Genomic DNA, 19,098 nt, shown 5'->3' on the forward strand with positions numbered 1-19,098 from the left:
CTATGCTAGTACCAAAACGTGTAAAACACCGTCGTGAATTCCGTGGAAAGATGCGCGGAGAAGCTAAAGGTGGTAAAGAAGTTACATTTGGTGAATATGGTTTGAAAGCATTACAATCAAGCTGGATCACTAATAGACAGATCGAAGCAGCTCGTGTTGCTATGACTCGTTACATGAAGCGTGGTGGTAAGGTTTGGATTAAAATCTTCCCTCACAAATCATACACAGCTAAAGGTGTCGGAGTTCGTATGGGTTCTGGTAAAGGTGCACCTGCAGGTTGGGTAGCTCCAGTTAAACGTGAAAAGGTTCTCTTCGAAATCGGTGGAGTATCTGAAGAAGTTGCTCGTGAAGCTCTTAGACTTGCATCAAACAAACTACCCGTTAGAACTAAGTTTGTAAAACGTGAGGAAGTAGGTGGCGCTGATGAAGGCTAGTGAAATCAAAGAGCTTACTGCTGCTCAATTACAAGATAAAGTTAAAGAATACAAAGAAGAACTATTCAACTTGCGTTTCCAACAAGCTACTGGTCAATTGGAAAACACAGCCCGTCTTAAGGCCGTAAGAAAGAACATCGCAAGATTAAGAACAGCTCAAAATCAAAAGAATAACGAAAAATAATAAACAGGAAGGGGATATCAAGTTGAGCGAAACACAAACTCGTAACCATCGTAAAGTATATCAAGGACGCGTCGTTTCAGATAAAATGGATAAGACAATCGTTGTTGTTGTTGAAACTTACAAAACACACCCTGTCTACGGCAAGCGTGTTAGATATTCTAAGAAATATTACGTTCAAGACGATAACAACGAAGCTAAAGTTAACGATATTGTACGTATCATGGAAACTCGACCTTTGTCAAAGACAAAGCGCTTCCGTTTATTAGAAATCGTCGAAAAAGCAGTCAAAATCTAGACCATAACTGATGAGAGGAGGGCCAAAACGTGATTCAACAAGAGAGTCGTTTAAAAGTTGCAGATAATTCTGGAGCCCGTGAAATTCTAACTATTAAAGTTCTTGGTGGTTCAAACCGTAAGACAGCTAATATTGGTGATATTATTGTTGCTACTGTCAAACAAGCAACACCAGGTGGCGTTGTTAAAAAGGGTGACGTTGTTAAAGCTGTTATCGTAAGAACTGTATCAGGTGCTCACCGTACAGATGGTTCTTACATCAGATTTGATGAAAATGCCGCAGTTATTATTAATGCTGATAAAACACCTAGAGGAACACGTATCTTCGGACCCGTTGCTCGTGAACTACGTGATAACGATTTTATGAAGATCGTATCTCTAGCACCAGAAGTGCTATAAAAAGAACAATTAAATTCAGGAGGTGCTGAATAGTGTTTGTAAAAACTGGAGACAATGTCAAAGTTATTGCTGGTGATGCTAAAGGCAAGACAGGTGTAGTTAAAAAGGCTATCCCTTCTGCTAACAAAGTAATCATCGAAGGCGTTAACGTTGTCAAGAAACACTCTAAGCCAAGCAACGCTCAACCCCAAGGTGGAATTGTTGACGTTGAAAGACCTATTAGCGCAACTAACGTTAAAGTTGTAAGTAAAACAACTGATAAAGAAGATAAATAAGAAAGGAGAAAACTAAATGGTTAACGCTTTAAAAGAAAAGTATGTTAATGACATCACACCATCAATGATGAAGAAGTTCAACTACTCATCAATCATGGAAGCACCAAAATTAGACAAGATCGTTCTAAACATGGGTGTTGGTGATGCTATTGCTAACTCAAAGAACCTAGACGAAGCCGTTGAAGAACTTGGCCTAATTGCTGGTCAAAAGCCATTAATCACAAAGGCTAAGAAATCAATCGCTGGTTTCAGACTTCGTGAAGGTATGTCAATCGGTGCTAAGGTTACACTTCGTGGTGACCGTATGTATGACTTCCTTGACAAACTAATCAACATTGCTTTGCCACGTGTTCGTGATTTCCGTGGTGTAAGTACTCGTTCATTTGATGGTCGTGGTAATTACACACTAGGTATTAAAGAACAATTGGTTTTCCCAGAAATTGACTACGATAAGGTTAATAAAATTCGTGGATTGGACATCGTTATTGTTACAACAGCAAATACTGATGAAGAATCACGTGAACTATTAACACAAATCGGTATGCCATTCACAAAATAATTTAGGAGGTAAATTCATTGGCTAAGAAATCTCAAATCGTACGTAATCATAGACCCGCAAAGTTCTCTTCTCAAGCTTATACACGTTGCGAACGCTGTGGTCGTCCACATTCTGTATATCGTAAGTTCAAGCTTTGCCGACTTTGCCTTCGTCAATTGGCTCATGAAGGTCAAATCCCTGGTATGAAAAAAGCTAGCTGGTAAGATTTTAATTAATAAAGGAGGTAAATTAAATGGTCATGACAGATCCTATTGCGGATTACCTAACACGTATTCGTAACGCTAATATGGTTAAACATGAATCTCTAGAAATTCCTGCTTCAAACATCAAGAAGAGCATGACAGAGATTCTTAAAAAAGAAGGATTTATCAAGGATTACGAAGTTGTTGAAGACAACAAGCAAAATGTACTTCGTATTTTCTTAAAGTATGGTAAAGATCAACAACGCGTAATTTCAGGCTTGAAACGTATTTCAAGACCAGGTCTACGTAGTTATGTTGATTCAGATAACGTACCTAAGGTTCTTAACGGTCTAGGTATCGCTATTCTTTCAACTTCAAAAGGTGTTATTACTGACAAAGAAGCTCGCGCACAACACGTGGGTGGAGAAGTAATCGCTTATATCTGGTAATAATCTTAAAAAGTAAGGAGGTGCACTAATTTGAGTCGTATCGGTTATAAAGTAATTGAAATTCCCGCAGGAGTAACAGTTACTCAAAAAGATGAAAACATCACAGTTAAAGGCCCTAAGGGTGAATTAACAAGAGCATTCAATTCAAAAATCAAGTTGACTATTGAAGGTAACGAAGCTAAGTTCACACGTGAAAGCGAAAATGACAAAGCTCTTCATGGAACAATGCGTTCAAACCTTAACAACATGATTATTGGTGTTACAGAAGGCTATGAAAAGAAACTTGAACTAAGAGGTGTTGGTTACCGTGCACAAGTTAAAGGTGACACACTAACACTTACAGTTGGATATTCACATCCAGTTGTTATGGATGCACCAAAAGGTATCAAGTTGGAATCACCTTCTAACACAGAAATCAACGTTTTAGGTATTTCAAAGCAAAAGGTTGGTCAATTTGCTGCTGAAATCCGCGATGTACGTTCTCCAGAACCTTATAAAGGTAAAGGTATTCGTTATGTTGGCGAATATGTACGTCGTAAAGAAGGTAAAACTGGTAAATAGTAAATAAATCTATGAGGTGAAAATTGTGATTACAAAACCAGACAAAAACAAAGCACGTCAAAAGCGTCAAAAACGTATCCGTGCAAAAATCTCTGGTACTGCTGAGCGCCCACGCTTAAACGTATTCCGTTCGAATAAAAACATTTACGCTCAAATTATTGATGACGTAAAGGGTGTAACGCTAGCAAGTGCCTCAACTCTTGATAAAGACATTAAAGACGGTTCAAAAGTTGAACAAGCTGAAGCTGTTGGTGCTTTAGTAGCACAAAGAGCTCAAGAAGCTAAAATTAGCAACGTAATCTTTGATCGTGGTGGTTACTTATATCACGGACGTGTTCAAAGTCTTGCTGAAGCAGCTCGTGAAAATGGACTAAAATTCTAGAAGGAGGAAACCAAATTTATGACATATATCGATCCATCTCAATTAGAATTAGAAGATCGCGTTGTCTCAATCAACCGTGTTACTAAGGTTGTTAAAGGTGGACGCCGTCTACGTTTCGCTGCTATCGTAATCGTTGGTGACAAAAATGGTCACGTAGGTTTCGGTACTGGTAAAGCTCAAGAAGTTCCAGAAGCTATTCGTAAAGCTGTTGAAGATGCTAAAAAGAACCTTATCAACGTTCCTATGGTTGGTTCAACAATTCCTCATGAAGTAATCGGTACTTTCGGTGCTGGTAAGATCATGTTGAAGCCTGCTGAAGAAGGTTCAGGTATTGCTGCTGGTGGTGCTGTTCGTGCCGTTATCGAATTAGCCGGTGTTGGTGATGTTACAAGTAAATCACTTGGTAGAAATACACCAATTAACGTAATTCGTGCAACAATCGAAGGATTAAAACAACTTAAAACTGCTGAAAGCGTTGCTGACATGCGCGGCATCTCAGCCCAAGAATTGCTTAACTAGAAGAAAGGTGCGTAATAATGGCTAAACTTAAAATTACTCTAATTAGAAGTGCAGCTCACCGCCTTCCTGCTCAACGTAAGATTGTTAAGGAACTAGGACTCGCAAGAGTTTCAAGTTCTGTTGTTAAGCCGGATGATCCTGCTATTCGTGGTGCTGTATTAAAAATCGCTCATTTAGTTAGCGTTGAAGAAGTTAAAGATTAATAAAATATTCAAAGATTAGGAGGTGCAATAATGGAACTAAACGAACTTAAGCCAAGTGCAGGCTCAAGACATGCTAGAAAGCGTCTAGGTCGTGGTACTTCAAGTGGTACAGGTAAAACTGCTGGTCGTGGTCAAAAAGGTCAATTGGCTAGATCAGGTGGTAAGACACGTATCGGTTTTGAAGGTGGACAAATGCCTTTATTCCGTCGTATGCCAAAACGTGGTTTCAATAACATCAACCGTAAAGAATATGCTATTGTTAACCTAAGTGATCTAAGTAAGTTTAACGATGGTGCTGAAGTAAATGTTGAAACATTGAAGGCAGCCGGAATCGTTAAAAAAGAATTTAATGGTGTTAAGTTGCTTGCTAACGGTGAGGTTAGCGCTAAGTTAACTGTTAAAGTTGCTAAGGCTTCTGCCGCAGCTACTAAAGCAATCGAAGCCGCTGGTGGCACTGTAGAGGTGATCTAATGCTTGGAACTATCAGAGATGCTCTAAAGGTAAAGGAGATACGTAAAAAGATCCTATTTACCTTGATGTTACTTGTTATATATCGTTTGGGATCACAAATTACAGTGCCCGGTGTTAATGCCGCCGCAATGGATAAAGTCGGTTCTACAGGGTTAGTTCCCCTATTGGATACTGTAACCGGTGGTGGTCTTTCAAACTACTCTATTTTCTCGATGGGTGTTTCACCATTCATTACGGCTCAAATTGTTGTTCAACTTTTACAAATGGACATTGTTCCTAAATTTGTTGAGTGGAGTAAACAAGGTGAAGTTGGCCGTAGAAAGTTAAATCAAGTAACGAGATATTTGACGATTGTTTTAGGTTTTGTTCAGTCAATCGGTATAACAGCCGGTTTTAACACTTTAAGTGGTTTAGGATTAGTTAAATCTCCTAATATAAGAGCTTTCGTTACAATTGGTATCATCTTAACTGGTGGTACGATGCTTCTTACATGGATCGGTGAGCAAATCACTGATAAAGGTCTAGGTAATGGAGTTTCAGTAATTATCTTCGCTGGTATTATTGCTAGATTCCCTAGTGGAATTAAAGAAATTTATCGTGATTATATTACTAATTCCAGTTCAGCAGATCTTGCAAAGAATATTGCATTCCTCGTTGGTCTTGTGATCATCATCTTGATTGTTGTGCAATTTGTTACATATGTTCAACAAGCAAGTAGAAGAATTCCTATTCAATATACAAGACGTGCTGCTGGTAGTGGTAGCGAAAGTTTCCTACCATTGAAGGTTAACGTTGCTGGTGTTATTCCTGTTATCTTCGCTAGTTCATTCATTGTTACGCCTCAAACAATTTTGATGGCGTTCCAAAGTCATAGTGGAGATCAATGGTATCAAGTATTAACAGAAATATTCAGTATGCAGACTACAACAGGTTCTCTTCTCTATACATTGTTGATTGTATTGTTTACATTCTTCTATGCATTTGTTCAAGTAAATCCTGAAAAGCTTGCAGAAAACCTACAAAAACAAGGGGCTTATATCCCTGGTATTTGGCCTGGTAATGAAACAATCAAGTTCATGTCAGGTGTATTAATGAAATTATCAACCGTCGGAGCTATGTTCCTAGGTTTGGTTTCATTACTTCCATTGCTAGCCGCTAACTTATTCAATTTACCTCAATCCATCGGATTAGGTGGTACAAGTTTATTGATTATCGTTGGTGTTGCTTTGGAAATGGATCGTCAATTACGTGGTCTTTTGATGAAACGTGAATACGTTGGATTTATTAGATAATTGGAGATGTTACAGACAATGAATATTGTATTGATGGGATTACCTGGTGCTGGTAAAGGTACTCAAGCTGAAAAGATTGTTGAAGATTTTAAAGTTGTTCATATTTCAACTGGTGACATGTTTAGAGCAGCTATGGCCAATAAGACAGAAATTGGTCTAAAAGCTAAAGGGTTCATCGATAAAGGTGAACTTGTTCCAGATGATGTTACCGAAGGTATCGTTCAAGAACGTTTATCTGAAGATGATGTTCAAAAAGACGGATATATGTTAGATGGATTTCCGAGAACTCTTGAACAGGCTAACGCTTTACAGACAATTGCAAAGAATGTAAACAAACCAATAGATGCTGTCATCTATATTGATGTTAAGCCTGAAACATTAGTTGATCGCTTATCCGGAAGATATATTTGTTCTAATTGTGGAGCAACTTATCATAAAATTTACAATCCTACAAAGGTTGAAGGAACATGTGACGTCTGTGGCGGCCATGACTTCTATCAACGTGAGGACGATAAACCAGAAACTGTAAAGAATAGATTGAAAGTTAATATTGAAATGAATACACCATTAATTGATTTTTATGACAAGTTGAACTTGTTACATAAGATCAATGGTGAACAAGAAATAGATGAAGTTTATAACGAAGTAAAGAAAGTTTTACAAAGTTTGTAAAACTTTTTGCTTTGAATGTTTACATGTACGGAAAATTATTGTATAATTCGCCAGTATATGCAGAATAATTTCATCCCGATGGAGGTTAATATCTTTGGCAAAAGAAGATGTCATTGAAGTAGAAGGTACAATTTCAGAAACATTGCCTAATGCAATGTTTAAGGTAAAGCTTGAAAACGGAGCTACAATTTTAGCTCATGTGTCAGGTAAAATCCGTATGCACTATATCAGAATTTTACCCGGTGACAAGGTTACCGTGGAATTATCCCCTTATGATTTAACCAAGGGAAGAATTACATATAGATATAGATAATAAGTTTTTTAATGGAATGGAGGTTCCACAACATGAAAGTAAGACCATCCGTTAAACCTATGTGCGAACACTGTAAGGTAATTAAGAGACGCGGTCGCGTCATGGTTATTTGCTCTGCAGATCCAAAGCACAAACAAAGACAAGGATAATATTTAATAGGAGGTGTATTGATTAATGGCTCGTATAGCAGGTGTAGATTTACCTCGTGATAAGAGAATCGTTATTGCTCTAACATACATTTTTGGTGTTGGCGAAACAACAGCTCAAAAAGTATTGAAAGATGCTGGCGTATCAGAGGATATTCGTACAAGAGACTTAACTCCTGATCAAGAAGAAAAAATTCGTGCAGAAGTTGACAAGATTCGTGTCGAAGGTGACTTACGTCGTGAAGTAAGTATGAACATCAAGAGACTACAAGAAATTGGTTCATACCGTGGCATGAGACATCGTCGTGGTTTGCCAGTTCGTGGTCAAAACACAAAGAACAATGCAAGAACTCGTAAGGGCAAGAAGACTGCCATTGCAGGTAAGAAGAAGTAATAAGATAAAGATAGGAGGTTAATCATGGCACAAACTAAAGGTCGTAAGCGCCGTACTAAGAAGCATATTGAATCTGGTGTTGCACATATCCACTCCACATTCAACAATACACTAGTTATGATCACTGATGTTAACGGTAATGCCGTTTCATGGTCATCAGCTGGTGCATTAGGATTCAAAGGTAGTCGTAAATCAACACCATTTGCTGCACAAATGGCTGGTGAGGCTGCTGCTAAGGAATCAATGGAACATGGTATGAAAACAGTTGAAGTAGCTGTTAAGGGTCCAGGCTCTGGTCGTGAAGCTGCAATCCGTTCATTACAAGCTACTGGTTTGGAAATTACTGCTATTCGTGATGTTACACCAGTTCCTCACAATGGTTCTCGTCCTCCAAAGCGTCGTCGTGTATAGAATGGTTGTATACCCATATGAACTAAGCTACACACATTTCGTTTTGAAAGGGGAACTAACCGAATGATCGAATTTGAAAAGCCAACCATTACTTCTGTTGAAGAAAGTAAAGACTATGGCAAATATATTATCGAACCGCTTGAAAGAGGTTATGGTACAACTTTAGGTAATTCATTACGTAGAGTTTTATTAGCATCATTACCTGGTACAGCGGTGTCTGATATTCAAATAGATGGTGTTTTGCATGAATTTTCAGCTGTTGATGGCGTAATTGAAGACGTTACACAAATTGTGTTAAACGTGAAGAAATTAAAGCTTAAGTCATATGCTGATGACAGTTTAAAGGCTGAAATCGACGTTGTTGGTCCAGCTACTGTTACAGCAAATGATATCAAGGCTGATGATGACTTGGAAATCCTCGATCCAGAACAATTTATTTGTACTGTTGCTGAGGGTGGACACTTCCACATGCAAATGACAGTTATTAATGGTCGTGGATATACTCCTGCAGAACAAAATAAGACGGACGAAACACCTATCGGTGTTCTTCCAGTTGACTCAATTTTTACACCCGTAGAAAAAGTCAACTATCAAGTTGAAAACACTCGTGTGGGTAAGAGAAACGACTTCGACAAATTAACAATCGATATCTGGACAAATGGTTCAATTGGACCACGCGAAGCTATTAGTTTGTCAGCTAAGATTCTTACAGAACATTTAACAAGTTTTGTAAATCTTACTGAAGAAGCTAAGAGTGCTGACATGATGATCGAAAAAGAGGAAACTCAAAAAGAGAAGAAACTTGAAATGACTATTGAAGAACTTGACTTGTCAGTTCGTTCATATAATTGTTTGAAGCGTGCCGGTATTAATACTGTGCAAGAGCTTACTGAAAAATCCGAAGCAGATATGATGCGTGTCCGTAATCTTGGACGTAAATCACTTGTTGAGGTTAAAGAAAAGCTTGCTGATCTTGGATTATCATTAAAGCAAGAAGACTAATCATATCAAATTCAAACAGGAGGTATAGACATGGGCTACCGTAAATTAGGACGTAACAGTTCTCAAAGAAAAGCAATGTTACGCGATTTAACTACTGATTTAATCATTAATGAACATATTGTTACAACTGAAACTCGCGCTAAAGAAATCAGTCGTACAACAGAAAAAATGATAACCTTAGGTAAACGCGGCGATTTACATGCTCGTCGTCAAGCTGCTGCTTATGTTAGAAACGAAGTTGCTAACATTTCAGAAGAAGATGATGCAGTTGTTGTTCAATCAGCTCTTCAAAAATTATTCAGTGATATTGCACCTCGTTACAAAGAACGTAATGGTGGATACACACGTATTTTGAAGACAACTCCACGTCGTGGAGACGCAGCTCCAATGGTTATTATTGAATTAGTTTAATAATAATTGTTTATTAATCATTAAAAAATCAGTCATTCTGATAAGCTAGTGAGTGTTAAGATGATGGTTGTTAGCAACCAAGTCTATCTCTGAGATCCCTTTAATCGGGGACACTAACTTGTCGAATGATTTTTTTTTGCCCTTTTTTGTTTTCTTGATTATTGAAGTTAGTTATTATATATGTAATACGGTTCAAGGAGATAACTTTGGAAAAAATCATTTCAATTAAAAACTTAAATTATACTTATCCCGATTCTAAGAAACCTGCAATTAATAATTTAACTGTGGATATCTATAAAAACGAGTGGTTATCAATCGTTGGTAAAAACGGTAGTGGTAAGTCAACATTGACTAAACTGATCGATGGTTTAATTGATGCCGACTCTGGTACAATCGAAATTGACGGACAAGAAATTAATGAGAATAATATTTGGGAAGTTAGAACTAAGATTGGAATCGTCTTTCAAAATCCAGATCATCAATTTGTTGGAGCAACGGTTGAAGATGATGTTGCTTTTGGTTTGGAGAATCAAGGTATGCCAAGAGAGCAAATGGTCAAAGAAGTAGATCATGCTTTAGAATTAGTTGGTATGCATGATTTTAAAAAACGTGATCCACAGACACTTTCTGGTGGACAGAAGCAACGAGTGGCTATTGCTGGTGTCTTAGCTACTAAACCTCGAATTATTATTATGGATGAATCTACTAGTATGTTGGACCCCGAAGGACGTAGAACGGTTTTGAATTTAATTCAAAATTTACGTCAGCAACAGGATCTAACAATCATTTCAATTACACATGATATATCGGAGACAGAATTATCACAGAGAATCGTTGTCTTGAGTGATGGACAGATTGTACGAGACGATATACCTAAGAACATTTATAATATAGGAACTAATTTAAGCAAATTTGGCCTTGAGGAACCATTTTCTGATGAATTGATATCAACACTAAGGGATTCATTAGAATTGCCTGAGGGTTATCTAAATGAAGAGGAGCTAATGAAGCAATTATGGAAATTACGTTCGAACATGTAACACATTCTTATGATGCTAATAGTCCCATGGCAAATCTTGGTTTAGACGATGTTTCTTTGAAAATAGATGATAAAAAATTTACCGCTATTGTTGGTCAAACTGGTAGTGGTAAATCTACTCTAGTACGTCATATTAACGCGCTTTTGAAACCTACTTCAGGAAAACTAACTGTTGGTGATCGTGTTATTACATCTGAAACTAATAATAAAAACCTTAAACCATTGCGTAAAAAGGTTGGCATGGTTTTTCAATTTCCGGAGAGTCAGTTATTTGAAGAGACTGTGGAAAAAGATATCATGTTTGGACCAATGAATTTTGGCTTCAGTGAATCTGATGCTAAAGATGCAGCTCATGAAATGATCGAATTAGTTGGTTTAAGTAAAGATTATTTACAGAAATCACCATTTGACTTATCCGGTGGACAAATGCGTCGTGTGGCTATTGCCGGTGTCCTAGCTAGTAATCCTGAAACTATTATTTTAGATGAACCAACAGCAGGTTTAGATCCAGTTGGTCGCCATGAGATTATGGATCTGTTTAAAAATTTACAGTCAAAAGGTAGAACAATCATTTTGATCACGCATAATATGGATGATGTAGCTAATTATGCAGATGAAATGGCTGTTATGAGTCAAGGAAAATTAGTAGCTAGTGGATTGCCAAGCGACGTCTTCAACAATCAAGATTTATTGAAGAATGATTTATTAACTTTGCCTCAGAGTGCCCAGTTTGCACAATCATTGGCGCAAAAATATTTCCAATTTAATAAATTACCTATTACAATTGATGAATTGAGTGCAGAAATAAAACAACAGGTAAATGGTGATTAGATGAATAAATTAATTATGGGACGATATTTACCCGGGGATTCATTGATTTATCAGTTAGATCCGCGTGGTAAATTTTTATTAACATTCTATTTTGTTGGCATTGTCTTTTTAGCCAATAATGTGGCATCATATGTATTTCTCATGGCGTTTGTTTTATTTGCTGTCTATTTATCTAAAATTAATTTTGGCTTCTTTATAAAGGGATTGCGGCCGATATTTTGGCTGATTTTATTCACAGTTTTACTGCAATTGTTCTTTACGCCTAGTTCCCATCCAATTTGGCACTGGGGCTTTTTGACCTTATCCAAAGAGGGTATGGTTATTGCTAGTTATATCTTTGTAAGATTCGTGTTGATCATTTTTATCTCAACACTATTGACCTTAACAACGACACCAATCGAAATTTCCGATTCAATCGAGAGCATTTTGAAACCATTAAAGAAAGTGAACTTTCCAGTTACTCAAGTAGCTTTAATGTTGTCGATTGCCTTAAGATTCGTGCCATTGTTGGTTGATGAAACGACCAAGATCATGGACGCACAGAGAGCTCGTGGAGTAGATTTTGGTGAGGGTGGTTTGATTAAACGGATCAAATCATTTGTACCAATACTGATTCCGCTCTTTGTCAGCAGTTTTTCAATTGCTTATGATTTAGCAATTGCTATGGAATCACGTGGTTACAAAGACGGTGAAGGCCGCAGTAAGTATCGTGTATTAAAATGGAGTAAGCGTGATAATATCACGGTTTTGGTTATGTTGGCTGTAACCATCATATTATTATTTATTCGGAGTTATTAATTTATGACAATAAGATACAAATTAACCATCGCTTATGATGGAACTAAGTTTCATGGCTTTCAAAAACAAAAGCAATTAAGAACGGTTGAAGGTGTACTTGAAAAAGCTATTTCGAGAATTGCTAATGGAGAAGAGATCAAGGTCTTCGCTTCAGGTAGAACTGATGCTGGAGTTCATGCTTTGGCACAGGTAGTACATTTTGATTATCCAAGATTTATCCCAGCTGACAGTATGATGCGTGCTATTAATACGTTGATGCCTTTGGATGTATTGGTCAAAAAATCAGAGATTGTCGATGAAAATTTTCATGCCCGATTTAATGTTAAAAAGAAAACCTATATGTATCGTGTAGATCTAGGGCATTATACCGATCCATTCAAGCGTTTTTATACAGGGCACTATCCTTATCCTTTGGATGTGGATAAAATAAAAATTGCAATCAAAGATTTAATTGGAGAACACGATTTTACTAGCTTTGCAGCTGCTGGTGGCGTGATTGAAAATAAAGTTAGAACTATCTATTCAGCTACAGTTGAGTATAATAAAGAGAACAATGAATTAGTTTTTGAGTTTACAGGTAATGGTTTCTTATATAATATGGTTAGAATTCTTGTGGCAACTCTGTTGGAAATCGGTAACGGTCGCAGAGATGTTCATGACTTTTTACGTTTATATGAAGTAAAGGATCGCCAGGAAGCTAGAGGGACAGCACAAGCTAGTGGTCTATATTTGAAAGAGGTTTTTTATTAAAAAATCTGTGGATAAATATTGACTTAATGTGAGAATCAAAGTATCATTGTAGCTGGTATTGTTTGCCCCACGATAAGCCCCGGAAACTTATTGAGTTGTCAAACAGACGTAGAAACTGGAGGAATTTAAAGTGCGTACAACACCATTAGCAAAAGCAAGTGAAGTTGAACGTAAATGGTATGTAATTGACGGTGAAGATGTTGTCTTAGGTAGACTTTCATCTGTTGTTGCTTCTATTCTTAGAGGTAAAAACAAACCTACTTACACACCTAACGTTGATACAGGTGATAATGTTATTGTCATCAATGCAGATAAAGTTAGATTAACAGGTAGAAAAGCAAAGAATAAGATTTACTATTCTCATTCAGATCACCCAGGTGGGTTGAAGAGCATTAGTGCTGGTCAAAAACAAGCTGAAAAGCCAGACAGATTCATTGAAGATTCTGTTCGTGGTATGCTACCTAAGAACACTCTTGGTCGTCTAGAAATCAAGAAATTGCATGTTTATGCAGGTTCAGAACACAACCACCAAGCACAAAATCCAGAAAAATTGGATATCAACAAACTAATTTAAGGAGGAAAAGAATTTGGCACAAGTATCATACGCCGGAACAGGTCGTCGCAAGGATTCAGTTGCTCGTGTACGCTTAGTTCCTGGAAACGGAAAGATTACTATCAACAAACGTGATGTCAAAGATTACATTCCTTTTGACAATTTGATTGCTGATATGAAACAACCTCTAGATGTAACTGAAACAGCAGAAAGCTATGACGTTATTGCTAACGTTAACGGTGGAGGCTTCTCAGGACAAGCTGGAGCAATTAGACATGGTATTGCTAGAGCCTTACTTGACGTAGATCCTGATTTTAGACCTACACTTAAGTCAGCCGGCTTCTTAACACGTGACCCTCGTATGAAGGAACGTAAGAAACCAGGTCTTAAGAAAGCTCGTAAAGCTTCACAATTCTCAAAACGTTAATATTTATATTTCCAGTTTTGGATCAAAAACATCTCTCATTTCGAGGGATGTTTTTTGTTGTAGAAAATTTATTTACATTTAAATATCTGAAAACGTTTACAAAAATCAACTTCTTTGATATTATTAACTCGTTCGAATGAGTGGAAAACTTAAAACGTAGGAGGATACATTTATGACTGGATTTCCAAAAGGATTTTTGTGGGGCGGTGCTGTGGCTGCTCATCAATTAGAAGGTGGCTGGGATGCCGGCAATAAAGGTGTCAGTATTGCTGATGTGATGACAGCTGGTGACAACGAGACGGCTCGTGAAATTACTGATGGAATTATTCCCGGTAAAAATTATCCTAATCATGAAGCAATTGATTTTTATGGTCACTATAAAGAGGATGTTAAGTTATTCTCCGAATTAGGTTTAAAGTGCTTCAGAACTAGTATCGCTTGGACAAGAATTTTTCCTAATGGCGATGAAGACGAACCTAATGAAGCAGGATTGAAGTTCTATGATGATCTTTTTGATGAATTGCTTAAATATAATATTGAACCAGTAATTACTTTGTCTCATTTTGAAATGCCTTATCACTTAGTTAAAGAATATGGTGGTTGGCGTAGTCGTAAGATGATTGATTTCTTTGTAAAATTTGCTGAAGTGGTCTTCAAACGTTATAAAGATAAAGTTAAATATTGGATGACTTTCAATGAAATCAACAACCAAACTGGTTTAAATGAATGGGGCTTGTTCACTAATTCAGGTATTCTAGTAAAACCAGGCGAAGATGCTGAAAAAGTTATGTACCAAGCTGGACACTATGAATCAGTTGCTAGTGCTATGGCTGTACAAATTGGACATGAAATTAATCCTAATTTTGAAATTGGTTGTATGTTGGCTATGGGACCAACTTATCCAGCTTCACCAGATCCTAAGGATGTTTTGAAAGCTCAACGTGCGATGGAAGCTAACTATTGGTTTGCTGATGTTCAATGTAAAGGTAAGTATCCTAATTGGTTGAAACGTTACTTTGAACGTAAAGATTTCAATTTGGATATTACCTTGGCTGATTTAGATGTTATCAGGGCAGGCGTTGTTGACTATATTGGCTTTTCATATTACGCTTCTCATGTTATTAAAGCTGATAAGAATGAACCTGATGATTACATGACACCAACAAAGAATCATGAAGTTAAAAATCCTGCCTTAGTACGCTCTGATTGGGGTTGGGAAATTGATCCAGTTGGTTTGAGATATGCCTTGAATTGGTTCAGTGACCGTTATGATTTACCATTGTTTATTGTAGAAAATGGACTAGGAGCTTTTGATAAAGTGACTGAGGATGGTAAGATTCATGATGATTACCGTATCGATTATTTGAGAAAGCATATTGAACAAATGCGTTTGGCAGTTGATGTCGATGGTGTTGATTTAATGGGTTATACTCCATGGGGCTTTATTGATTTAGTTTCGGCCGGAACTGGTCAAATGGATAAACGTTACGGTATGATCTATGTAGATAAGAATGATGCCGGCGAAGGAACTTTGGATCGTTCTAAGAAGGATTCTTTTGAATGGTTCCATAAAGTAATTGAAACAAATGGTACAGACCTTTCGTAATGAGGTATGATAATAAATGATTAGAAAACGTATTCCTAACGCTTGATAATGGGATGCGTTTTTGTTTTGGAGGAAATTTTAGAAATGCCGAAAAAAATGGATACAAGCATTTTAGTTAAAAAGATTATTACTGAAATACAATCTGGTGAGTTAGTTGATCAAGATTTGAAACTGCCAGCAGAACCTAATTTGATGTCACGCTATGAAGTAACCCGTTATACTTTGCGTCAAGCTTTAAAACAGTTGAGTGTCATGGGTTATACTTATCAAGTTCATGGAGTAGGGACTTTTGTTCGTCACCAGCAAACCGTGGATTCAGTGGCTCTAGAGCATGAAGGTGGATTGTCGGCCGAGATGGAACGAATTGGTCGTAAATTGACAACTAAGACTGCAAGTGAAAAAATTATTCCCGTATCAGAAGCACTCTTTTTGCCAAAGACACATCACTTCCAGAATGATGATAAATTGATCGAAGTTCGTCGCTTTCGTTTGTTGGATGATAAGCCCTATTTGATGGAACAGTCTTATTATTTGCAGTCAGTGATTGATAGTATTCCAGAAGAAGCTTTGTACGGATCACTGTTTAAGTATTTTGAACAAAGTCGTAAGACTCAAATTGGCTTTATTGATCAGACTATTATGAGTGAGCCTTTACCAGAAGAAGCTAGTGATTTCATGGAGATGTCAGCGGGTTCGCCGAGTTTGTTGATTCAAGATGAATCGTATTTAGCCAATGGCGAGTTGTTGGCTTTTTCAAAACAATATTATAATTATCAACAAGCTAAATTATTTATGATCAAAAAGGTTCATTGATAGGGATGAGATAATAGTATGAAAGTAGCGGTGATTCAGGCCAGTAGTCAAATTAAACGTAATCAGCTTTTGTACGATGCAACTAGATCAGCTGTGGAAAAAACTGATGAAGTAATTAATTTTGGAGTTTATCCACAAGAGGAAACTTTATCCTATGTTCAGGTAGCGTTATTGGTGGGACTGTTAATTAATTCCGGTGCGATTGATTTTGTAATAACTGGTTGTAGTTCCGGAAATGGAATGAATATAGCGTGCAATACGATGCCAAACGTCATCAGCGGCTATTTACCGACTCCTAGCGACGCTTATTTGTTTGGACGAATAAACTATGGCAATTGTGCCTCTTTGCCGTTAGGATTGAATTTTGGCTGGGCTGGAGAGCTGAATCTGAGTTATACACTGGCAAAGCTATTTGATGGTCCAATGAATACCGGTTATCCACAGGGGGAAGCACTTCGAAAACAACGGGATGCAAAGTTACTGCTTGAGATCAAAAGGTCCGAATCTATAAATATGATTGATATAATGGAAAAGTTAGATGAAGAAGTTTTGAAGCCGATTTGGCAGAAACAAGATGTATTAAATTACGTAATAGAGAATGGAAATAATCAAAAATTATGGGATTATTTGATTCGAAAGATTTAAGTGGAGGAAGAATTATGGATTTAGCGGATCTTTCTAGTAAATATAAAGTTAGACGGTTAGTGACTAGTGACACTGAGGAGATTCTCAAATTAAGTTTAAGCAATCCTATATTTTATAAATATTGTCCACCTGTGATTACACGTCCAGTTATTCGTCACGATATGACTGTCGTACCACCACATAAAACGAGGGATGATAAATATTATATTGGATTCTTTGATGGCGACAAATTGATTGCTATGCTAGATTTGATTACAAAGTATCCAGATGAAATAACGGCATGGGTAGGCTTGTTTATGGTTGATAGTCAATATCAAGGTAAGGGCATTGGAACAGAGATCTTTAGTGATATTATGTCAGCTTTAAAGAAATCAGGCTTTAAACAGATCGAATTAGCTTACGCTAAAGGTAATAAGCAGAGTGAACATTTCTGGGAAAAGAACGGTTTCTTTAAGACTGGCAATGAAGCTGAGGAACCTGGATATACAGCTATCGTGATGGGACGACTATTGTAATAGACGTTGTGTATTACACGTGTATATAAATTTTTATTTTAAAAATATAATTGTTAAAATAAAAACAAAAAGAGAGAATTTATTATGGCACAGAATGATGTAAAAGAGGCCACTATAAAAACAGTTATTGACGTTGTGGCTGAGAGAGAAAAGAAACGTCACGATTGGATTGAAGATTATCTTAATCGAAATCTGAATATTTACACTAAAAAGTGATCAATAATAAAAAGGTGTTCATACTCAACTGCAATTTTGCAGGAGAATATGAACACCTTTTTTCTATCTAGTTTTGAAATCGACGTAAAGCGTTACTAGCATTGATAATAGAACGAAGAATCCAATAATGGAAATCATAATAATATGACGCTTCTTGTTCATGATTAGAATAGCAACAAATTCGCGAATCAAGGCGTTGGGTAGAAAATAAAATCTTGTTGGAGCACCAACACCATTAGCAGCTAGACCAGCCATTCTTGCGTAGAGGCCGGCTCTAAAAATGTGATAATTATTACTGAAAAATTTGATATATGCATTGCTACTGCCGTAATCATCTTGAATGATTTTTTTCGAAAATTGCATATTCTGCAAGGTATTCTTCGATTGATCTTCTAAAATGATTTGATCTTTATCCCAGCCGTGTTCAATAGCGTAATTAGCCATTGCCTGGGCCTCGGATAGTTTCTCATCGTTACCTTGCCCACCAGAGAAAACAATCTTTGGCGTTGGTCGACCTTTTTTGATCTGTTTATTAGCAAATTTGATGGCGGCATCGATTCGGTTACCGAGTAAGCGAGAAACAGTATCACCATTGATTAATCCAGCCCCCAAAACAATTAGATAATTAGCTTTATATCGTTTAGGGAAGAATTGATAGAGCAAAACGTTGACCAAGAAATTGTATGAACACAAGATCAAGTAGGCACCAACAACTGGTAAGCCTGAAATTAAAATATTTAACCAGTCAGGTAAGAACTTAGCGTGGGCCGATAAGAAAGCATTGGCAAACCAGAGTACAACTAGAAAAACTCCTAGCAACAAAGTCAACATATTGGATAATGTATGACTTTCACGTTTCCAAACGATAAAAGCATTCCATAATAGTAGAAGCCACATCGAAATCATTGTTACAAAAATTACACCGATAATAAGTAAGAAGAGCGTTCCCATAACGACAACGAATGGTAAATTACCAGTACTGAATATTAAAACTGCCAATTCGGCTAAGAAGCTAAAGAAAAAGATAGAAAAAGTAATTCCGTTGATCAAGCGTCGTGGTTCTCTTAACCAAAGGAGTAAAAAGATTCCTAACATAATTAAAGTAGCTAATCCCCAGTAAACTGAAATCTTTTGCAAAACGTTGACGTACGGAGTCAAGCTATTCATAAAATCACCTCTCTTAGATTTATGAATGATATATATTCCCATACAATCAGATTAATTTTATCATAGCTATAAATTTGTTTTAAAAATAAAGTACTAATAAGTATAAATGAATTAATGACTTATTTATGCTTAAAAAAGCTTAAAAGCACTTATAAAATGTTATACTCTTTTTAGGAGGTAGCGCT

The 19,098-nt window shown here is 36.9% G+C and carries 33 protein-coding genes; 32 read left to right on the plus strand and 1 reads right to left on the minus strand.

The annotated features are described in order from the left end of the window. Positions 1–2: 2 nt before the first annotated feature. From rplP to ATN92_RS19250, 32 genes are all read left to right on the plus strand, one after another. Entirely contained in the window at positions 3–434 is a 432-nt protein-coding gene (rplP, locus tag ATN92_RS17615; protein ID WP_025084415.1) for a 50S ribosomal protein L16, read from the plus strand. After that, positions 424–618 carry a 50S ribosomal protein L29 gene (rpmC, locus tag ATN92_RS17620; RefSeq protein ID WP_010018524.1) on the plus strand — a complete coding sequence of 65 codons (195 nt, stop codon included), beginning with the start codon at positions 424–426 and terminating at the stop codon, positions 616–618. Before rplP ends, rpmC begins: the two co-directional genes overlap by 11 nt. 22 nt (positions 619–640) lie before the next feature. Further along, positions 641–913, plus strand: a complete 273-nt coding sequence (rpsQ, locus tag ATN92_RS17625; RefSeq protein ID WP_025084416.1) for a 30S ribosomal protein S17 — start codon at positions 641–643, stop codon at positions 911–913. A gap of 29 nt (positions 914–942) precedes the next feature. Next, positions 943–1,311, plus strand: coding sequence for a 50S ribosomal protein L14 (gene rplN, locus ATN92_RS17630; RefSeq protein ID WP_025084417.1), 369 nt, complete (start codon positions 943–945; stop codon positions 1,309–1,311). 32 nt (positions 1,312–1,343) lie between these two features. After that, positions 1,344–1,586, plus strand: a complete 243-nt coding sequence (rplX, locus tag ATN92_RS17635) for a 50S ribosomal protein L24 (RefSeq protein WP_056954421.1) — start codon at positions 1,344–1,346, stop codon at positions 1,584–1,586. A gap of 16 nt (positions 1,587–1,602) precedes the next feature. Then, complete coding sequence (gene rplE / locus ATN92_RS17640; RefSeq protein WP_025084419.1) at positions 1,603–2,145, plus strand: 50S ribosomal protein L5; 543 nt, start codon at positions 1,603–1,605, stop codon at positions 2,143–2,145. Between the two features lie 17 nt (positions 2,146–2,162). Then, positions 2,163–2,348, plus strand: a complete 186-nt coding sequence (locus tag ATN92_RS17645; RefSeq protein WP_010018530.1) for a type Z 30S ribosomal protein S14 — start codon at positions 2,163–2,165, stop codon at positions 2,346–2,348. A gap of 29 nt (positions 2,349–2,377) precedes the next feature. Further along, the gene (rpsH, locus tag ATN92_RS17650; RefSeq protein ID WP_054642448.1) at positions 2,378–2,776 is read left to right on the plus strand and encodes a 30S ribosomal protein S8; all 399 of its coding nucleotides are present in this window, start codon (positions 2,378–2,380) and stop codon (positions 2,774–2,776) included. 30 nt (positions 2,777–2,806) lie between these two features. Beyond that, the gene (gene rplF, locus ATN92_RS17655; RefSeq protein WP_056954422.1) at positions 2,807–3,337 is read left to right on the plus strand and encodes a 50S ribosomal protein L6; all 531 of its coding nucleotides are present in this window, start codon (positions 2,807–2,809) and stop codon (positions 3,335–3,337) included. A gap of 16 nt (positions 3,338–3,353) precedes the next feature. Beyond that, positions 3,354–3,719, plus strand: a complete 366-nt coding sequence (gene rplR / locus ATN92_RS17660) for a 50S ribosomal protein L18 (protein WP_034543770.1) — start codon at positions 3,354–3,356, stop codon at positions 3,717–3,719. Between the two features lie 18 nt (positions 3,720–3,737). Continuing rightward, positions 3,738–4,238, plus strand: a complete 501-nt coding sequence (gene rpsE / locus ATN92_RS17665; protein WP_054642450.1) for a 30S ribosomal protein S5 — start codon at positions 3,738–3,740, stop codon at positions 4,236–4,238. A gap of 17 nt (positions 4,239–4,255) precedes the next feature. Further along, positions 4,256–4,441, plus strand: a complete 186-nt coding sequence (gene rpmD, locus ATN92_RS17670; protein ID WP_025084423.1) for a 50S ribosomal protein L30 — start codon at positions 4,256–4,258, stop codon at positions 4,439–4,441. Between the two features lie 30 nt (positions 4,442–4,471). Continuing rightward, on the plus strand, positions 4,472–4,912 hold the full coding sequence (rplO, locus tag ATN92_RS17675) for a 50S ribosomal protein L15 (RefSeq protein ID WP_025084424.1): 441 nt from the start codon (positions 4,472–4,474) through the stop codon (positions 4,910–4,912). Then, complete coding sequence (gene secY / locus ATN92_RS17680; protein ID WP_025084425.1) at positions 4,912–6,204, plus strand: preprotein translocase subunit SecY; 1,293 nt, start codon at positions 4,912–4,914, stop codon at positions 6,202–6,204. Before rplO ends, secY begins: the two co-directional genes overlap by 1 nt. A gap of 18 nt (positions 6,205–6,222) precedes the next feature. Continuing rightward, positions 6,223–6,876, plus strand: coding sequence for an adenylate kinase (locus tag ATN92_RS17685; RefSeq protein ID WP_025084426.1), 654 nt, complete (start codon positions 6,223–6,225; stop codon positions 6,874–6,876). A 94-nt stretch (positions 6,877–6,970) separates the two neighbouring features. After that, positions 6,971–7,189: a translation initiation factor IF-1 gene (gene infA, locus ATN92_RS17690; RefSeq protein ID WP_025084427.1), complete on the plus strand. Its 219-nt coding sequence runs from the start codon at positions 6,971–6,973 to the stop codon at positions 7,187–7,189. Positions 7,190–7,221: 32 nt separating this feature from the next. Then, positions 7,222–7,338 (plus strand): 50S ribosomal protein L36, encoded by a 117-nt coding sequence (gene rpmJ, locus ATN92_RS17695; protein ID WP_010018546.1) that lies wholly within the window; start codon positions 7,222–7,224, stop codon positions 7,336–7,338. A 25-nt stretch (positions 7,339–7,363) separates the two neighbouring features. Further along, positions 7,364–7,729: a 30S ribosomal protein S13 gene (gene rpsM, locus ATN92_RS17700; RefSeq protein ID WP_056954424.1), complete on the plus strand. Its 366-nt coding sequence runs from the start codon at positions 7,364–7,366 to the stop codon at positions 7,727–7,729. Positions 7,730–7,753: 24 nt separating this feature from the next. Beyond that, on the plus strand, positions 7,754–8,140 hold the full coding sequence (gene rpsK, locus ATN92_RS17705) for a 30S ribosomal protein S11 (RefSeq protein ID WP_025084429.1): 387 nt from the start codon (positions 7,754–7,756) through the stop codon (positions 8,138–8,140). A 63-nt stretch (positions 8,141–8,203) separates the two neighbouring features. Beyond that, a complete protein-coding gene (locus ATN92_RS17710) occupies positions 8,204–9,142 on the plus strand; it encodes a DNA-directed RNA polymerase subunit alpha (RefSeq protein WP_054642452.1) in 939 nt (312 codons plus the stop codon). Between the two features lie 30 nt (positions 9,143–9,172). Beyond that, complete coding sequence (gene rplQ, locus ATN92_RS17715) at positions 9,173–9,553, plus strand: 50S ribosomal protein L17 (RefSeq protein ID WP_025084431.1); 381 nt, start codon at positions 9,173–9,175, stop codon at positions 9,551–9,553. Between the two features lie 206 nt (positions 9,554–9,759). Then, the gene (locus ATN92_RS17720) at positions 9,760–10,593 is read left to right on the plus strand and encodes an energy-coupling factor transporter ATPase (protein ID WP_056954425.1); all 834 of its coding nucleotides are present in this window, start codon (positions 9,760–9,762) and stop codon (positions 10,591–10,593) included. Further along, entirely contained in the window at positions 10,569–11,423 is an 855-nt protein-coding gene (locus ATN92_RS17725; protein WP_056954426.1) for an energy-coupling factor ABC transporter ATP-binding protein, read from the plus strand. Before ATN92_RS17720 ends, ATN92_RS17725 begins: the two co-directional genes overlap by 25 nt. After that, positions 11,424–12,221: an energy-coupling factor transporter transmembrane component T family protein gene (locus tag ATN92_RS17730; protein ID WP_056954427.1), complete on the plus strand. Its 798-nt coding sequence runs from the start codon at positions 11,424–11,426 to the stop codon at positions 12,219–12,221. It abuts the gene before it with no gap. Positions 12,222–12,224: 3 nt separating this feature from the next. Next, positions 12,225–12,971: a tRNA pseudouridine(38-40) synthase TruA gene (gene truA, locus ATN92_RS17735; RefSeq protein WP_054642455.1), complete on the plus strand. Its 747-nt coding sequence runs from the start codon at positions 12,225–12,227 to the stop codon at positions 12,969–12,971. Positions 12,972–13,101: 130 nt separating this feature from the next. Further along, positions 13,102–13,545, plus strand: a complete 444-nt coding sequence (gene rplM / locus ATN92_RS17740; protein WP_025084436.1) for a 50S ribosomal protein L13 — start codon at positions 13,102–13,104, stop codon at positions 13,543–13,545. A 13-nt stretch (positions 13,546–13,558) separates the two neighbouring features. Next, positions 13,559–13,951, plus strand: coding sequence for a 30S ribosomal protein S9 (gene rpsI, locus ATN92_RS17745; RefSeq protein WP_025084437.1), 393 nt, complete (start codon positions 13,559–13,561; stop codon positions 13,949–13,951). Positions 13,952–14,123: 172 nt separating this feature from the next. After that, entirely contained in the window at positions 14,124–15,557 is a 1,434-nt protein-coding gene (locus tag ATN92_RS17750; RefSeq protein ID WP_056954429.1) for a 6-phospho-beta-glucosidase, read from the plus strand. Between the two features lie 84 nt (positions 15,558–15,641). Beyond that, positions 15,642–16,370, plus strand: coding sequence for a GntR family transcriptional regulator (locus ATN92_RS17755; RefSeq protein ID WP_056954430.1), 729 nt, complete (start codon positions 15,642–15,644; stop codon positions 16,368–16,370). 18 nt (positions 16,371–16,388) lie between these two features. Then, positions 16,389–17,015, plus strand: coding sequence for an RpiB/LacA/LacB family sugar-phosphate isomerase (locus ATN92_RS17760; RefSeq protein WP_056954432.1), 627 nt, complete (start codon positions 16,389–16,391; stop codon positions 17,013–17,015). A 14-nt stretch (positions 17,016–17,029) separates the two neighbouring features. Beyond that, positions 17,030–17,530 carry a GNAT family N-acetyltransferase gene (locus tag ATN92_RS17765; protein WP_056954433.1) on the plus strand — a complete coding sequence of 167 codons (501 nt, stop codon included), beginning with the start codon at positions 17,030–17,032 and terminating at the stop codon, positions 17,528–17,530. An 84-nt stretch (positions 17,531–17,614) separates the two neighbouring features. Next, positions 17,615–17,746, plus strand: coding sequence for a hypothetical protein (locus ATN92_RS19250; RefSeq protein ID WP_256970553.1), 132 nt, complete (start codon positions 17,615–17,617; stop codon positions 17,744–17,746). 63 nt (positions 17,747–17,809) lie between these two features. Here ATN92_RS19250 and ATN92_RS17770 read toward each other — a convergent pair whose 3' ends face one another. Then, positions 17,810–18,913 carry a YdcF family protein gene (locus tag ATN92_RS17770; RefSeq protein WP_056954434.1) on the minus strand — a complete coding sequence of 368 codons (1,104 nt, stop codon included), beginning with the start codon at positions 18,911–18,913 and terminating at the stop codon, positions 17,810–17,812. Between the last annotated feature and the right edge of the window lie 185 nt (positions 18,914–19,098).

The sequence above is a fragment of the Companilactobacillus bobalius genome (genome assembly GCF_009764355.1).

Bases quoted from the DNA above. Each gene is read 5' to 3' on its own strand.
- rplP (WP_025084415.1), top strand. From the start codon at position 3: ATGCTAGTACCAAAACGTGTAAAACACCGTCGTGAATTCCGTGGAAAG.
- rpmC (WP_010018524.1), top strand. From the start codon at position 424: ATGAAGGCTAGTGAAATCAAAGAGCTTACTGCTGCTCAATTACAAGAT.
- rplE (WP_025084419.1), top strand. From the start codon at position 1,603: ATGGTTAACGCTTTAAAAGAAAAGTATGTTAATGACATCACACCATCA.
- rpsH (WP_054642448.1), top strand. From the start codon at position 2,378: ATGGTCATGACAGATCCTATTGCGGATTACCTAACACGTATTCGTAAC.
- rpsE (WP_054642450.1), top strand. From the start codon at position 3,738: ATGACATATATCGATCCATCTCAATTAGAATTAGAAGATCGCGTTGTC.
- rpmD (WP_025084423.1), top strand. From the start codon at position 4,256: ATGGCTAAACTTAAAATTACTCTAATTAGAAGTGCAGCTCACCGCCTT.
- rplO (WP_025084424.1), top strand. From the start codon at position 4,472: ATGGAACTAAACGAACTTAAGCCAAGTGCAGGCTCAAGACATGCTAGA.
- secY (WP_025084425.1), top strand. From the start codon at position 4,912: ATGCTTGGAACTATCAGAGATGCTCTAAAGGTAAAGGAGATACGTAAA.
- ATN92_RS17685 (WP_025084426.1), top strand. From the start codon at position 6,223: ATGAATATTGTATTGATGGGATTACCTGGTGCTGGTAAAGGTACTCAA.
- rpmJ (WP_010018546.1), top strand. From the start codon at position 7,222: ATGAAAGTAAGACCATCCGTTAAACCTATGTGCGAACACTGTAAGGTA.
- rpsM (WP_056954424.1), top strand. From the start codon at position 7,364: ATGGCTCGTATAGCAGGTGTAGATTTACCTCGTGATAAGAGAATCGTT.
- rpsK (WP_025084429.1), top strand. From the start codon at position 7,754: ATGGCACAAACTAAAGGTCGTAAGCGCCGTACTAAGAAGCATATTGAA.
- ATN92_RS17710 (WP_054642452.1), top strand. From the start codon at position 8,204: ATGATCGAATTTGAAAAGCCAACCATTACTTCTGTTGAAGAAAGTAAA.
- rplQ (WP_025084431.1), top strand. From the start codon at position 9,173: ATGGGCTACCGTAAATTAGGACGTAACAGTTCTCAAAGAAAAGCAATG.
- ATN92_RS17725 (WP_056954426.1), top strand. From the start codon at position 10,569: ATGGAAATTACGTTCGAACATGTAACACATTCTTATGATGCTAATAGT.
- ATN92_RS17730 (WP_056954427.1), top strand. From the start codon at position 11,424: ATGAATAAATTAATTATGGGACGATATTTACCCGGGGATTCATTGATT.
- truA (WP_054642455.1), top strand. From the start codon at position 12,225: ATGACAATAAGATACAAATTAACCATCGCTTATGATGGAACTAAGTTT.
- ATN92_RS17750 (WP_056954429.1), top strand. From the start codon at position 14,124: ATGACTGGATTTCCAAAAGGATTTTTGTGGGGCGGTGCTGTGGCTGCT.
- ATN92_RS17755 (WP_056954430.1), top strand. From the start codon at position 15,642: ATGCCGAAAAAAATGGATACAAGCATTTTAGTTAAAAAGATTATTACT.
- ATN92_RS17760 (WP_056954432.1), top strand. From the start codon at position 16,389: ATGAAAGTAGCGGTGATTCAGGCCAGTAGTCAAATTAAACGTAATCAG.
- ATN92_RS17765 (WP_056954433.1), top strand. From the start codon at position 17,030: ATGGATTTAGCGGATCTTTCTAGTAAATATAAAGTTAGACGGTTAGTG.
- ATN92_RS19250 (WP_256970553.1), top strand. From the start codon at position 17,615: ATGGCACAGAATGATGTAAAAGAGGCCACTATAAAAACAGTTATTGAC.
- ATN92_RS17770 (WP_056954434.1), bottom strand. From the start codon at position 18,913: ATGAATAGCTTGACTCCGTACGTCAACGTTTTGCAAAAGATTTCAGTT.